Raw genomic sequence first — 13,678 nt, forward strand, 5'->3', positions numbered from 1 at the left:
CTACTTCTGCCCGGCCAGAGCCTTGAGGGCCTCCGGGATGAGGGCCCGCACCGTTTCGGGCTGATCGGAGAGGACGACGATGTCGACCCGACGGTTCTGCTCGTGCTCGGCCTCGGTCTTGTCCGCATTGACGGGCCGCGACGAGCCGTATCCCGTCGCCCCCACCCGGGGTCCCGGCAATCCGTCCTTCTCGACCATGTAGCGAAGGACCTTCGTGGCGCGCTCAGCGGAGAGCTCCCACACGGACGGGTAGGCCGTGACCGCGTTCGCGGCGTGGCCCTCGATCGAGACGTCCAGCGCCGTCGGCACCATCGGTGGGGTGACGGCGTCGAGCACCTGGTGAGCGCGTTGGGTGAGGTCGGAGCTGTCCGGCTGGAAGAACGTCTCGGACCCCACGAGCTTGACGGTCAGGCCGCGCTGGTCGATCTGGAACTGAACGTCCTGGGCGATGCCCTGAGCGGTGAGCTTGTCGGCCATCTGCTTCTCGAGGGCAGTGAGCCGGTCCACTTCCTTGATCGCGAGATCCAGGTTGGTGAAGCCTTGGGCATCCTTCTTCGCCTGGTCGGGGGGCACGACCGTGCCGGTAGCGGTGTCGATCTTCTGCGTCACGGTCGTCCCGAAGCCCGTCGCGAGCGAATTCCGCAGCTTCTCGAACTTGTTCTGGTCGACCGTGGACATGGCGAACAGCACGACGAAGAGGCAGAAGAGGACCGTGATCATGTCCATGTAGGAAACTGCCCAGCGTTCGTCGACATGAAAAGGGGCCGGCTTCTTGGACGGACGACGACGGCGCGGACTCACGCTGCGGCCCTCACGTTCTCCTTCGCGTCCGCCTTCCCCTTGCCCTTGAAGTGGTGGTCGGGGACCATCGCGCGAAGGCGATCGGCGAGCAGCATCGGCTGCGCGCCTTCCTGGACGGCGAGGATTCCCTCCATGATGAGCGTCATCCGCTCGATCTCGAGTTCGGAGAGCCGGGTGATGCGCGAGGAGAACGGCAGCCAGATGAAGTTGGCGGAGAGGAGACCCCAGAGCGTCGCGACGAACGCGCTCGCGATCATCGGGCCGAGGCTCGTCGGATCGGAGAGGTTCTCGAGGACGTGGGTCAGCGAGACGACGGTGCCGATGATGCCGATGGTGGGTGCATAGCCGCCGAGCGCCGCGAAGAACCGCGCGTTCGACGCATCGCTCCGGGAACGGGTGCCGATCTCGTCCTCCATCATAATGCGGAGTTCCTCGCCGTCGGTACCGTCCGCGACGTTCTGCAGGGCCCGCGCGAGGAACGGATCGTTCGCATCGACCGCCTCGGACTCGAGCGAGAGGAGTCCCTCGGCGCGGGCCTTCTCGGCGAGCGCAATGATCCGGTCGATGCTCTCCTGGGGCTTCGGCGCCTTGCCCAGAAGGGCCTTGGGCATGGCCTTGAGGGCCTGGACGGTGTCCTTGAGCGTGTTGCCGGCGAGGCCGACGGCGAGCGTCGCACCGAACACGAGGATCATGGGCGGCGGCAGGAGGAGCGCCGTCACGCTCGCACCTTCCATGGTCACGATCGCGATCACAGAGCCGAAGGCCAAAACCAGGCCGATGATGATTGAGGGATCCATGAAGCCCTTTCCTAGCGCTGTCCGGGCCGCAGGGGTGTTGCGCTCGACGGCTCCGGCTCACCGTCGGGACGGGGTACGAGGCTCAGGTGTTGGCCTTCGGTTGCGGGCAGGCCGCGGGCGGTCGCCAGAATGAGCGCACGGTAGTTCGCGACGAGGTCGATGACCTGTGTCAGGCTCTCCTGCACCACGTATGTCGCCCCACCGACCATCACGAGCGTCGTGTCCGGATTCTCCTGGACGCGCTCGATGAGGTCGGGGTTGACCGCGAAGCGGGACCCGTTGAGCCTGGTGACAACGATCATGGGGCCGTTTCTGGTCGGAAGGGTGGTGCAGTGGAGCGCTTTCCCTCTCCCCTATCGGCCGGAGCAGCGCCGCGGTAAGAGCCGCCGGGGCACCGCTCAGAGGGGTCCGTCCGGGTAGATGCTCCGCGTCTCGGAGCGCCGATAGCGGCGCCCCGACAGCCGCACGCGGAATCGCGGCAACGCCTTGAGGATCGACAGCACCACGTAGAGCAGGGTGTTGATCGCCACGAACGTCATGAGGACGTTGAACGTGTTCGTCGCGAGGATCGACTGCGGGAGGAGGACGCCGAGGGGCGCCATCGCCGACACCATCAGGCTGCCTTCGCGAGATGCTTCCACGTGGCCTGCCGCCCGCGGGTGATGTCCAGAATCCCCTTGACGTACACGACGTTGAGGAACATGTCGAAGAGCAGCTCGGGCAGGATCGCGGCGGCGAGGAGGCGAGCCGCCCAGCCGCCCTTCCACACCGTCACGACCCGCTCGACGACGAACAGGGAGCCGAGCCCGAGCCAGAACGGGAACCACACCCACGAGTCGACGGCCAGGACCATGAGGGCGAAGAGCAAGAGGTACGCACCCAGCGCGATCACGCTGTAGCCGATGCCGACCTGCTGGGCCCAGTAGCGCAGCGTCTGCGGCGTGACGCCGTACGCGCCGAGGTTCTCGAGCGCGCCGCGCTGCCAGCGCAGGCGCTGGGCCCAGAGCATGCGCCACGTGGGCATGAGTTCGGTCGAAACGGTGCACTGGGAGGGGGAGACCGTGAGGCCGCCGAGCGATTTGATCGCGAGCGTCAGCTCGTTGTCCTCGGTGAGGGCGGCAGTGTCGTAGACGTCGCCGTTGCGGCCCGGGAGCTGGACGTCTCGGGTCCCGGCGACGGCGCGCAGCGCGGCAGGCCGGAAGACCGACGCCGTGCCGGTCAGGACGAAGACGCGCCCCCGTCGTCGCTGGATCTCCCGGCTGTAGCGGAGGTACTCGTTGCGCTGGAACTGGCCGATGAGCCCATGCCCGGGCTCGCCGTAGAAGAGTCCGCCCACCGCCATCAGGGCCCGATCGTCGGTGAAGCGACGCGACGCCTCGGCGAGGAATCCGTCGTCGAGCGTGGTGTCCGCGTCCATCACCATGACGACGTCGTTGTCCCCCTGCCCGGGCAGCACCTCCCGGAGGACCTGGTTCAGGGCGCCGCCCTTCTTCTCGGTGTTGCCGGACGTCTCGAAGACCTCCACGCCCGAGCGCCGCGCGATCTCGACCGTTCCATCCGTGCAGTTGTCGGCCACCACGACGATGCGCTCGGGTGGGCGGCTCTGCGCGAGGAGCGAAGCGAGGGTCGCGGACAGGGAGGCCTCTTCGTTGTGGGCAGGAATCAGAACCGTGAACGTCACGTGCCCGGCGAAGACGCCGCGGGTCGCGGCCATGACGACTTTGGGGGCAAGGGGGCGCGTCCTGACGTGGGCGGGAGTGCGTCGAGTGCGGTTTGCGACGAAGCGCTCGGTGGAGGCGACGGCGGCGCCGAGCAGGACGGCGACGGCGATCGCAGCGACGACGACGCGCGCGTCCGGGGCATGCGCGTCGTACAGCACGGTCCACGCTCCTGCGAGGGTGACCTGCACGGGCGCCCACAGCGTGGGCGGCTCGCTCGCGGCAACACCCCACCAGAGAAGGGCGGCCGCGAGGGCGACGGCGGCAAGGATGAGGAGTCCGACGACGCGCTGGAGCCATGGAGTGCGCACCGGCCAAATCTACCAGCGCTTAGCATTGAAAATGTACATGTCCAATCAGGTGGCAACCGGCAGGAAAGGCGATACGTGGGCGCTGACTCCGGCGTTCCGAGCTGGCGGGCTTCTCTCGAGAGGCGCCCACCCGTCGACTCTGTCGGCGAGCTCGGCGTACCGATCCCGGTCGCTCCGGGTGACGCCCCAGTCCAGTTCGTGGACGAGCTGTTTCGCCGAGATCGCGGCCTCCGCGCCGTTGCCGTCTCCCGCTCGGACGGGACCTGGTCGCTGCTCGCGCGGAGTCAAGTCGACTACCAGCTTTCCGGGCGGCTGGGTTACGGCCGGGCGCTGCATGCGCGGAGCACGGTGGAACGGCTCCTGCCAGACTGCCAGCTCGTCGTCGGCTCAGGCGTCGGCCTCGACGAGGCGGCTGACCTCGCCCTCGCTCGGCCTGAAGCCGTCCGGTACGACGACTTCCTGCTCGTCGACGAGTCCGGCCCGCGCGCTGTCGCCGTCTCCCGCGTCTTCCAGGAGCTCTCGGCCACCCTCCGTTACGCAGCGTGGCACGACGCGCTCACGGGCCTGCCGAACCGGCGATGGCTCTCGGAGCAGGGCCCTTCGTTCCTTGAGTCCTCGGATCCCGAGAGGACCGCCATCCTCTACATCGACCTCGACAACTTCAAGACCGTGAACGACACGCACGGTCACGACGCCGGAAACGACGTCCTCGTCCAGTTCAGCGACCGCATGCGGGCCTCGCTCCGCACGAACGACGTCGCGGTGCGGCTCGGCGGCGACGAGTTCATCGCGCTCCTGAGCGACATCTCGGAACCCGACGCGCAGAAGGTCGGCCAGCGCCTCCTCGACACGATCCTCGAGCCCATGCCCTTCGGCGACCAGACGCTCCAGCTCTCCGCGACAATCGGCCTCGCCATGGCGAGGGAAATCGACGGCGAGGACGAGCTCGGGCCCCTCGACGCCCTCCTCCGGCACGCCGACGGAGCGATGCTGGCCGGGAAGCAGCAGGGCAAGCAGCGAGTCCAGCGACTCGACCGCCAGGAAAGCGACCCCTTCGCTCGGCTGGCACAGATCCGGCGCCGCCTCGCCGAGGCGATCGAGGAGAGCGCCTTCGGACTCTCGTACGAGCCGATCTTCGAACTCCGCACCGGCTCATGCTCGGATCTCCAGGCGCGGCTCACGTGGGACTCGCCCGAGCTGGGCCTGCTGAGATCGGACGAATTCATGCCTGTCGCGGACCGCAGCGGCGAGGGCCGGGCGATCGGTCGGGGCGCCGTCGAGCGCGTGTGCGCGCACGCGAGGAGGCTCCTCGACGCCGGCACGTCCGGCCGCATTGCCCTCAACGTCTCGCCTGCCTGGCTGTCTACCGGCGAACTCGCTGCCGACGTCTTCGCCGCCCTCACCCGCCACGATGTCCCCGGAAGCTGCCTCCAGCTCGACTTCAGCGGGCGCATCGGCCTCGTCGATCCCGAGCACGCCGCGTCCCAGCTCAGGGAGCTGCGCACCGCTGGCGTCGAGATCGCCCTCGACGCCTACGGCAGTGAGCTGGCCACGGTGGCGCTGCTCCGAAGCCTCCCGTTCAGCGTGCTCAACGCCGCGCCGTCCTTGACTGCCCGGATCGACGTCGACAGGACGGACAGCGTGATCTTCGGCGCCATGGTCAACATGGGCCATGCCCTCGGGATGACGGTATGCGCCCCGGGAGTCGAGCGCCCCGGCCAGCTCGAAGTGCTGCGCGAGCTCGGATGCGACAGGGCCCAAGGGCCCCTCATCACCGAATCGCTCCCGGTGCGCCTCGCTCCCATCGGCACCGACCAGGGACCGCTGACGGCGACGCGCGGCACGATGGTTTGCTTCACCGACGAGAGCACCCCTAACGTGTCATAACGGGCCCGCGCACGCGCTACGCACAGCGGTCCCGTCCGGCATACCGGACAGCATGGATCGGACAACTCAGCAAGCGAACGGAGGGAAGAGCGCCATGCCCCCGCTCGTCTGGCAGGACCGATCACGCGAGGTGCTGCGGGCGCTCGAATCCGCCCTCGACCCCATCGGCCCGGACCGTGAGCCGCCGGCCATGCTGCTCGTGAGCCTCGATTCCTTCAACTGGGTCACCTACAACCTCGGCCTGACTGAAGGGGACCGCATCGTTGCCGAGGTTCTGCGGACGCTCTCGGAAGCGGTCGGTCAGCACGGCCTCGCTGCCCAGCTCGACCGGGACGAGTTCGCCGTCCTCCTCCCGAACGCAACCGTCGCCCAGGCACGTCGGCTCGCCGGCGCGATCCAGCGCGGCGTCCGAAACATCGACAGCGGGGTCTCGGGGCCGATCCTCAGCGTCAGCATCGGGGTGCGAGGGGCCGAGGCCGGGCAGGCCGCGAACACCGTCATCCGCGAAGCCGGGGTGGCGCTCGACGCCGCGAAGGCCGAGGGCCGCGGCCTCGTCAAGGTCTTCGAACCGTTCATGCTGCACGCCCTGCAGATCCACCGGACGATCATCTCCGACCTCACCGACGCGATCCGTGGGGGCCGCATCGGCGTCGCCTATCAGCCCATCGTCGACCTGCACTCGGGCCGCATCGAAGGGGTCGAGGTCCTCGCGCGGTGGACCCACCCGGCCCTCGGGTCCGTCCGCCCAGACGAGTTCATCCCGCTTGCCGAGGATCTCGGAGTTGCGGGCGAACTCGACCGGCACGTCCTGGCGACGGCGCTGGGGCAGCTCAAGGCCTGGCAGGAGAGCCTCGACCTCCCGGACAGCTTCACCGTGAGCGTCAACATCACTCCCGCCGAGCTCCAGCACTTCGAGTTCATCGAGCAGGTCCGGCATGCGCTCGACGATGCGGGAGTCGAGCCACGCCATCTGACCCTCGAACTCACCGAGGCCTCGTTCGTAGCGGGCGACGACGTGGACGCCTATTCGCTCCACGGGCTCCGCAAGCTCGGGGTCGGCCTCGACATCGACGATTTCGGCACGGGCTACTCCTCCATCAGCTACCTCCGCCGCCTTCCGGTCACCCGGGCGAAGATCGACCGCTCGCTCCTCGGCAACCTCGTCGAGGACGTGGGGCAGCGGCGGTTCCTCAACGCCGTCGTCAACCTCGTCACTGCGTGCGGACTGTCGGCCGTGATCGAGGGAATCGAGACGGCGGAGCAGGCCGAGATCCTCAGACGGTTGGGGGCGACGCTGGGGCAGGGCTACTACTTCAGCCGTCCGCTTCCCGCCGACGCGATGACCGAGCTCCTCGTCTCCGGGCTGCCCTCCGCCGTCGTCCGCTGATCCGCGAACCCTTGCTTGCCGCCGCGGGCAGGAGGGTAATGGTGCTACCGGTACTGTCGAAAAACGCAAAGGTCGCATGATGACAGAGACACTCACGAAGCCCGACCTCGAAACCGTCGCCGAAGTAGCCGCGCAACTGCGGGTAGACTCCGTCCGCTCGAGCACGAGCGCGGGATCTGGCCACCCGACGTCGTCCATGTCCGCCGCGGACCTGCTGGCCGTGCTCGTGAGCCGGCACCTCCGCTACGACTGGGACAAGCCGGAGGACCCGCGGAACGACCATCTCGTCTTCTCGAAGGGCCATGCCTCGCCCCTCGTCTACTCGGTGTTCCGAGCCGTCGGCGTCGTCACGGAGGACGAGCTGCTCAGCGGCTACCGCCGATTCGGCGAGCGGCTCGAGGGCCATCCGACCCCCGTTCTTCCGTGGGTCGACGTCGCGACCGGCTCCCTGGGCCAGGGCCTGCCGGACGGCGTCGGCATCGGCCTCGCCGGCAAGTACCTCGACAAGCTCCCGTACCGCGTGTGGGTGCTGTGCGGGGACAGCGAGTTCGCGGAGGGCTCGATCTGGGAAGCGCTCGACAAGGCCTCGCACTACAAGCTCTCGAACCTCGTCGCGATCGTCGACGTGAACCGGCTGGGACAGCGCGGCGAAACCGACCTCGGCTGGGACACCGCCGCCTACGCTCGCCGCGCCGAGGCATTCGGGGCGCGCGTCCTCGTCATCGACGGGCACGACCTCGCGGCGATCGACGAGGCGCTCACGACGGCGGAGGACACCTCGGGCGAACAGCCCACCGTGATCATCGCGAAGACCGTCAAGGGCAAGGGCTTCTCGGAGGTCGAGGACAGCCCCGACTGGCACGGCAAGCCCTTCCCCGAGGACATGGCCGAGCGCGCCATCAAGGAGCTCGGCGGCACGCGCGACGTGCGGGTGCGGGGGCCTGTGCCGCAGGGGGACGGCGCCGACGGCGGCGTGGCGTCCGTGCGCGGGCAGGCCCGGAAGGCCGAACTGCCCGAGTACGAGGTCGGCGAGAAGGTGGCCACGCGCAAGGCCTACGGGCAGGCGCTCGCTGCGCTGGGAGCCGCGGACCCCGCCGTCGTCGCCCTCGACGCCGAGGTGAGCAACTCGACCTACGCCAACCAGTTCGCCCACGAGATCCCCGACCGCTACTTCGAGATGTACATCGCCGAGCAGCAGCTCATTGCCGCGGCGACCGGCATCAACGTGCGCGGGTACACGCCGTTCGCCTCGACCTTCGCCGCGTTCCTCACCCGTGCCCACGATTTCATCCGCATGGGGGCCGTCTCGCGGGCGGACCTGCGGCTCGTGGGCTCGCACGCTGGGATCGAGATCGGCGCAGACGGCCCCTCGCAGATGGCCCTCGAGGATCTCGCCATGATGCGCTCCGTCCACGGCTCCACCGTGCTGTACCCGAGCGATGCGACCAGCACGGCCGCGCTCGTGGAGCGCATGGCCGAGACGAGCGGTATCAGCTATCTCCGGACGACGCGCGGGGCCTACCCCGTGCTGTACGGCGCTGGCGAGGACTTCGCCGTCGGCGGCTCGAAGACGCTCAAGGACGGCGACGACGTGACCCTCGTCGGCGCTGGAGTCACCCTCCACGCTTGCCTCAAGGCGGCGGAAGACCTCGAGAAGGTCGGGATCCATGCCCGCGTGATCGACTGCTACTCCGTCAAGCCGATCGACGAGGCCACCTTGCGAGCAGCCTCCGACGCGACCGGTGGGCGCTTCGTCGTCGTCGAGGACCACCATCCTGAGGGCGGGCTGGGCTCGGCCGTCATCGAGGCCTTGGTCTCGGGCGGCCGCACGAGCCTCGAGGTCGAGCACCTCGCCGTCCGCGGCATGCCCGGTTCCGGCACGGGCGAGGAGCTCATGGCCTGGGCCCGGATCGATGCGGATGCGATCGTCGAGGCGGCGCGGAGGGTCTCTCAGGCGAAGTAGTGTCCCCGCCCGAGGTCCTCGATGAGGCCGGGCTCGGTGGGACGCCAGGGGACCAGCTTGCGGGTCAGAGCACTCGATGCGGGCTGGTCCCCAGCAAGCACCCTGCCCAGGAAGCCGAACTGTTCGGCCGGGACCGCGGCCGTCGGAACGCCGAGGTTGCTTCCGATGACCTCGGCGATCTCGCCGGTGCGCACGGCCTCGTCGCCGACGGCGTGCAGCACCGAGCCGGCCTCGGCCAACTCGACCGCGAGCCGGAACAGACGCGCAGCATCCAGCACATGCACGGCCGGCCAGCGGCTCGACCCATCCCCCACATAGCCCGAGACACCCCGTTCCCGGGCGATCGCAATCAGACGAGCGATGAAGCCGTGGCGGTCCCCTTCGCCGTGCACGCTTCTTGGCAGACGCACGACGACGGAGCGCACGCCTCGCTCGACCATGTCCAGGAGTGCTTTGGCGTTGGCTTCCCGGCCGGCTGCCGGCGAGTCTGAAGCGTTGCGGTCGCGCTCGGTGGCGATGTGCCCCGGCACGACCGGCGTTCCCGAGGCGATGACCAGGGGCTTCCCGGAGCCCTCGAGCGCTGCTCCCAGCGCGCGGATGGCCTCGGCGTCGGCCTTGACGGCGGCATGCATGTCGGTGAAGTCGTGGATGAAGGCGAGATGGACGACGGCATCGCTTGCCTCGGCGCCCGCGCGGAGCACATCGAGGCTGCCGAGCTCTCCGCGAAGCACCGCCGCGCCCCGCTGGGCCACGGTCGCCGCGGAGCCGTCCGATCGCGCGAGCCCGAGGACTTGATGCCCTGACGCGACGAGCTCCGGAATGAGTGCCGAGGCAATCCATCCGGACGCACCCGTGACGAAGACCTTCATGATGGACCTCCCAGGGACGTCAGCTTCTGCCGGGACCGCGGCAATCCTGCGCTAGGCCGCTTGCTCGAGGTGCGCCTTGGCCTTCGCCAACGCCCCGACCTCGGCGTCCATGGTCTTCTGCACCGGGCCGGACATCACGAGCGACTTGATCCCGCCAAGCTCTGCGGAGAGGCTGAAGGTGACGCGCGTACCGCCCTCGGCCGCGTCGAAGAGATACTCCCCCTGCGGCCGGACGGGACCCGACGTCGCCTCGAAGGCCACCCGCTTCTCCGGCTCGAAGGCCGTCACCCGCAGGTTCGCCGAGATGCTGCGTCCCCCGGGCCCTGCCACGGACTGTTCGTATTCGGCTCCGAAGCCGAGATCCCCGATCCGCCGGATCGACTTCACCCCTGACCGCCACGTGGGATCGTTCTCTGCGTCCGCGAAGAACGCGAAGACTTCACTGAGCGGGAGGGCGATCACGACACTGCCCGAGGCAGCAACACGCTTCGTCATGGCGCACATCCTGCCACGCTCAAGCGTCTGAGTCGCCATCCCTCTGTCATGAGAGCGGTGCTCGAACCTCGCGGAGATGCTCGAGAAGGGCGCGCTCCGGGTCCGCGGCATGCTCTTCGACGAGTTCGCGAAGCCGCGTCTTCGTCTCGGGTGCCAACTCGGAGCCCTCGAGAAGGTGCTGAAGAATCCACAGCGACCGGTAGTGCAGCTCTGACGCCGCGGAGATTCCGCCGTCGGGAAAGGCCTCCTGCGGCTTCTGCGCCGTTGCAGCGCCACTCATATCCAACATGAGGGGAATGCTAAAAGCAGACAGACAGGTCTGTCCAGTCACGTGAAGGCGGTCAGGCCATGGGCGCCGAAACTGCGTGGTCGGCCGACTCGACCCGTGCCGCTTCCGCCTCCATCCTGAGGGCCTCGGCGACCTCTTCGATCGAAGGCTCGCGGCTCAGCATCTGCACGAGCGCGTCCCTCAGACCCTGCGCCTGAACCTGGATCTCACCCAGGCTCCGAGTCGGCCCCGTCGACCACGCCCGGTCACGATAGCGCTCGACGGCGAGCTGCGCCGCTGCTGCTGCGTGGACGACAGCCTCGGGCGAAGCATCCCCGGGACCGCCCACCTCGAGGCCTTCGTCGCAAGACGCGCTCTCCTCCATGCTGGACTCCTCTCGGCAAGGTCCGGAAGCCTCGCACGGTCGCAACGGTAGGGGTAGACAGACCGTTCTGTCCAGATCCGTTTCAGCCCTGTTTCCGTGGGGAGGTTAACGGCGCACAGAAGCCCGAAGGCAAAGGAAAAGGGCAGCATCGCTCCGTGGAGGGAGCCGCCGGCGCCTGTCAGGTCACCGGCTCAAGGGCCTCGACCCAGCCGGAGCCCCGAGTCCAGCGCGACGCTGGCGCCGTGGCGGGGCCCACGAGCATTGCCTCGTCGCCATCGGGGCCCTTGAAGCGGTCTTGCCGCATAATGCACTCCGCAAGCGTCCTGGCCGAGGATAGGTCCCTCGCCATGAAGCTGATCTCCGGAGCCGGGGACTTTCCGGCGGCGGAACCTGCCGAGCGGAGAACGGTCAAACGAAACTCTGGCACGTCGGCGTACCTCCTTCTCCCAAGCTTTACCCAGCGTCCTCTCGGCGAATCACGCGCCCGCGAGTGAGTGGAGTCACGTGGCAAGTACATTGCAGAGTGTGTAAACTTGCACAGTCTGCAAGTTTGAGTCGCGTTCGCGGCGCCTCGATTCGTCCCCTTTGAGAGATTCGGATTGCCTTCCATGTCCAACGCAGCAGCCAGCCCCGGGTCCCGTACCGGTAGCGCCGCTCACCCCAATCCGGTGATGACCCATCGTCAGATCCTCCTCGTCATCTACGGCCTCATGGCCGGGATGTTCCTCTCCTCGCTGGACCAGACCATCGTCGGTACCGCGATCCGCACCATCGGAGACGATCTGCACGGCCTCGACCAGCAGGCGTGGGTGACGACCGCCTACCTCATCACCTCCACGATCGCGACGCCGATCTACGGCAAGCTCTCCGACCTGTTCGGGCGGCGGCCGCTCTACATCTTCGGCCTCGCGGTCTTCATCCTCGGCTCGATGATGTCGTCCTTCTCGACGTCGATGCTCATGCTCGCGGGCTTCCGCGCCTTCCAGGGCATCGGCGCGGGCGCCCTCATGTCCCTTCCGCTCGCCATCATGGGCGATATCCTCGCCCCGCGTGAACGCGCGAAGTACCAGGGCTACTTCCTCGCCGTCTTCGCCGTCTCCTCGGTGGTCGGCCCGCTCGTCGGCGGCGTGTTCTCCGGGGCGAGCCAGATCCTCTTCATCTCGGGATGGCGATGGGTCTTCCTCGTGAACGTTCCGATCGGCCTCATCGCCCTCGGCATGGTGCTCGCGTTCCTGCACCTGCCGAAGTTCCATGACCGCTCCACCGCACGCATCGACTGGTGGGGCGCGACCGCCGTCATCGCCACGCTCGTCCCGCTGCTCCTCGTCGCGGAACAGGGTCGCGACTGGGGCTGGACTTCCGCCGCCTCGATCACGTGCTACGTCATCGGCGTGATCGGGCTCGTCTCGTTCATCTTCGTCGAGCGTGCCATGGGGACCAACGCGATCATCCCGCTCCGCCTGTTCCACTCGGGCACGTTCTCGATGGCCACGGTCCTCGGCTTCCTCGTCGGCTTCGCGATGTTCGGCGCCATGCTGACGCTGCCGCTCTACCTGCAGCTCGTGACGGGGCTGACGCCCACGGAATCCGGCTTCGCCACGCTCCCCATGGTCGGCGGCCTCATGATCGCGTCGATCATCTCCGGCCAGATCGTGGCACGTACGGGAAGGTACCGCATCTTCCCGATCACGGGCACGCTCTTCACCGCGTGCGGCTACATGGTCCTGACGTTCATGTCGATCGACAAGCCGCTGTGGTTCCTCATGATTGCGATGTTCCTCATCGGTCTGGGGCTCGGCCAGCTCATGCAGTCGCTCACGCTCGCGTCCCAGAACTCCGTGCCGCCGCAGGACATGGGCGTGGCCACGAGCTCGGCGACCTTCTTCCGCCAGATCGGCGGCACCCTCGGCACCGCCGTCCTGCTCTCGGTCCTGTTCGCACTCATGCCGAACAACATCACGACCGCGATGTCGAACAAGGCTGACCTGACGAGCGCCCTCGACGCGGCCCTCACGCCGTCCGTCGCGAGCGACCCCGCCAACGCGGGTGTCATGCAGCAGATCTGGAACCCGATCGTCACGCCGATCAAGTCGCAGATGCAGGCCGGGCTCGACCAGGGCACCACGGCGGCCAAGCAGGCGGCAGACCAGGCAGTCACGCAGAAGGTGACCGCGGCCGTGCAGCAGCAGGTTTCAGCAGGCCTCGTCCCGGCTGCCGCGGCGCCGTCGATCATCGCCCAGCAAGTCGACGCCGCCAAGCCTGCCGCGGAGCAGCAGGCGCTCTCAGTAGCCGCGCAGAAGGCGGGAGTGTCCGTCGTCGGCGGTCGCCTCGCGGTCGACTTCTCGAACCAGACGCAGCGCACCGCCGTCGTCGACAAGGTGGTGCCGACCATGATCAGCCAGCTCGAGAGCGTCAAGCAGTCCCAGTCCTCCTCCTCGTCGACGACGTCGGACACGTCGTTCCTCAAGGGAGCGGACGCTCGCCTGACCCGGCCGTTCATGGTGGGCTTCAACGCCTCGGCCGTGAGCATCTACTGGGTGGGCCTCGGGGTCATCCTGCTCGCGTTCGTGCTCAGCTGGTTCTTCAAGGTCCCGCCGCTGCGCCAGCGCTCGGCGCTGCAGGAGCAGGCTGACAAGCAGCAGTCCGCCGAGGACCTCGAGGTGTATGTCGCCGCGGCCGCGGCCGAGACGGGCGCGCAGGCCGCTCCCGCCACCGGAACGATCCGCGTCCACCGCTCATAGCCTCTGGCCGGGGCCCCGCGCTGCCGCTCGGGGTCCCGGCACCCGTTCGCACTCCC

The 13,678-nt window shown here is 68.3% G+C and carries 14 protein-coding genes; 4 read left to right on the forward strand and 10 right to left on the reverse strand.

Features of this window, described 5'->3' with window-relative positions; genetic code table 11:
• The 5 genes from V7053_RS02130 to V7053_RS02150 all read right to left on the reverse strand — a co-directional run bounded on the left by V7053_RS02130 (position 1) and on the right by V7053_RS02150 (position 3,627).
• The gene (locus V7053_RS02130; RefSeq protein ID WP_334170616.1) at positions 1-801 is read right to left on the reverse strand and encodes an OmpA/MotB family protein; all 801 of its coding nucleotides are present in this window, start codon (positions 799-801) and stop codon (positions 1-3) included.
• On the reverse strand, positions 798-1,598 hold the full coding sequence (locus V7053_RS02135) for a motility protein A (protein WP_334170617.1): 801 nt from the start codon (positions 1,596-1,598) through the stop codon (positions 798-800). Before V7053_RS02135 ends, V7053_RS02130 begins: the two co-directional genes overlap by 4 nt.
• 11 nt (positions 1,599-1,609) lie before the next feature.
• Positions 1,610-1,900: a flagellar FlbD family protein gene (locus V7053_RS02140; RefSeq protein ID WP_334170618.1), complete on the reverse strand. Its 291-nt coding sequence runs from the start codon at positions 1,898-1,900 to the stop codon at positions 1,610-1,612.
• A gap of 96 nt (positions 1,901-1,996) precedes the next feature.
• Positions 1,997-2,212, reverse strand: a complete 216-nt coding sequence (locus V7053_RS02145) for a hypothetical protein (RefSeq protein ID WP_334170619.1) — start codon at positions 2,210-2,212, stop codon at positions 1,997-1,999.
• Positions 2,212-3,627, reverse strand: a complete 1,416-nt coding sequence (locus tag V7053_RS02150; RefSeq protein ID WP_334170620.1) for a glycosyltransferase family 2 protein — start codon at positions 3,625-3,627, stop codon at positions 2,212-2,214. The genes V7053_RS02145 and V7053_RS02150 overlap by 1 nt, the downstream gene beginning before the upstream one ends.
• A gap of 75 nt (positions 3,628-3,702) precedes the next feature.
• On the opposite strand from V7053_RS02150, the gene V7053_RS02155 reads away from it, so the two are divergent.
• From V7053_RS02155 to V7053_RS02165, 3 genes are all read left to right on the forward strand, one after another.
• A complete protein-coding gene (locus V7053_RS02155; RefSeq protein ID WP_334170621.1) occupies positions 3,703-5,514 on the forward strand; it encodes a putative bifunctional diguanylate cyclase/phosphodiesterase in 1,812 nt (603 codons plus the stop codon).
• 94 nt (positions 5,515-5,608) lie between these two features.
• Positions 5,609-6,901 (forward strand): putative bifunctional diguanylate cyclase/phosphodiesterase, encoded by a 1,293-nt coding sequence (locus V7053_RS02160; RefSeq protein WP_334170622.1) that lies wholly within the window; start codon positions 5,609-5,611, stop codon positions 6,899-6,901.
• A 79-nt stretch (positions 6,902-6,980) separates the two neighbouring features.
• Complete coding sequence (locus V7053_RS02165; RefSeq protein ID WP_334170623.1) at positions 6,981-8,864, forward strand: transketolase; 1,884 nt, start codon at positions 6,981-6,983, stop codon at positions 8,862-8,864.
• Here the strand turns inward: V7053_RS02165 and V7053_RS02170 are convergent.
• The 5 genes from V7053_RS02170 to V7053_RS02190 form a co-directional block, all read right to left on the reverse strand.
• Positions 8,852-9,733 (reverse strand): SDR family oxidoreductase, encoded by an 882-nt coding sequence (locus V7053_RS02170; RefSeq protein ID WP_334170624.1) that lies wholly within the window; start codon positions 9,731-9,733, stop codon positions 8,852-8,854. The two genes, V7053_RS02165 and V7053_RS02170, sit on opposite strands and share 13 nt — an antisense overlap.
• A 51-nt stretch (positions 9,734-9,784) precedes the next feature.
• On the reverse strand, positions 9,785-10,228 hold the full coding sequence (locus V7053_RS02175; protein ID WP_334170625.1) for an SRPBCC family protein: 444 nt from the start codon (positions 10,226-10,228) through the stop codon (positions 9,785-9,787).
• 46 nt (positions 10,229-10,274) lie between these two features.
• Positions 10,275-10,517 carry a hypothetical protein gene (locus V7053_RS02180; RefSeq protein WP_334170626.1) on the reverse strand — a complete coding sequence of 81 codons (243 nt, stop codon included), beginning with the start codon at positions 10,515-10,517 and terminating at the stop codon, positions 10,275-10,277.
• Between the two features lie 52 nt (positions 10,518-10,569).
• A complete protein-coding gene (locus V7053_RS02185; RefSeq protein WP_334170627.1) occupies positions 10,570-10,881 on the reverse strand; it encodes a hypothetical protein in 312 nt (103 codons plus the stop codon).
• A gap of 178 nt (positions 10,882-11,059) precedes the next feature.
• The gene (locus tag V7053_RS02190; protein ID WP_334170628.1) at positions 11,060-11,185 is read right to left on the reverse strand and encodes a hypothetical protein; all 126 of its coding nucleotides are present in this window, start codon (positions 11,183-11,185) and stop codon (positions 11,060-11,062) included.
• A 367-nt stretch (positions 11,186-11,552) separates the two neighbouring features.
• On the opposite strand from V7053_RS02190, the gene V7053_RS02195 reads away from it, so the two are divergent.
• Positions 11,553-13,622 carry an MDR family MFS transporter gene (locus V7053_RS02195; RefSeq protein WP_334170629.1) on the forward strand — a complete coding sequence of 690 codons (2,070 nt, stop codon included), beginning with the start codon at positions 11,553-11,555 and terminating at the stop codon, positions 13,620-13,622.
• Positions 13,623-13,678 lie beyond the last annotated feature (56 nt).

The organism is Sinomonas sp. (genome assembly GCF_036848755.1).
GTDB lineage: Bacteria > Actinomycetota > Actinomycetes > Actinomycetales > Micrococcaceae > Sinomonas.